The following is a 668-nucleotide window of genomic DNA, read 5'->3' as shown; positions in this document are numbered from 1 at the left end:
AGTGACCCGTCCTAGATTAGGTTGACACCTAGAGCGGTAATTCAAGCCGGCAGATACCGGCCAGGGACGCCCGATGCACTGCATCGGGCGTTTGCATTTTCAACGATTGATGGGGGCGCTCGATGTTGTAGATCCTCACCGACTCGCACACCATGCGCCGGGCCTGCTCCAAGTTGGCGGGCCGCTGCAGCAGCAACTCGCCTTTGAGGATGCCGTTGACCCGCTCGGCCAGCGCATTCTGGTAGCAGTCGTACCCATCGGTCATCGAGCAGTCCAGGCCGTGGCGCTGGTGGATGCTCTGGTAGTAGCTCGAGCAGTATTGGATGCCCCGGTCCGAGTGGTGCACCAGGCGCTGGTGGCTTTGGCGGGCACGCAAGGCCATCTTCAGGGCCAGAGCCATCGGCTCGGTTTGCAGGCTGTCATGCACATGCCAGCCCACTATCTTGCGCGAGTAGGCGTCGGTGACCAGGCTCAGGTAGACGAACTTGTCGGCCGTGGGCAGGTAGGTGATGTCGGCCACCCAGACCTGCTCGCTGGCCCTGGCGCACACCTGCTGATCGCCCGCCTTGAGCAAATTGGGATGACGATGAAACCGGTGATGGCTGTCTGTGGTCTTGTGATACGCCCGCCTTACGGGCACCAGCATCCGGGCGTTGCGCAGCACATCG

At 62.1% G+C, this 668-nt stretch carries 1 protein-coding gene; it reads right to left on the bottom strand.

Going from position 1 to position 668, the window contains the following annotated elements; all coding sequences use genetic code 11:
- Positions 1 to 28 precede the first annotated feature (28 nt).
- The coding region (locus ACWGXF_RS24395; protein ID WP_452102609.1) for an IS3 family transposase at positions 29 to 668 on the bottom strand (640 nt) is incomplete at its 5' end.

The sequence above is a fragment of the Comamonas sp. HJ-2 genome (assembly GCF_053615495.1).
Note: the sequence above shows the minus strand (reverse complement) of the source record. Positions and strands in the feature narration are given on the sequence as shown.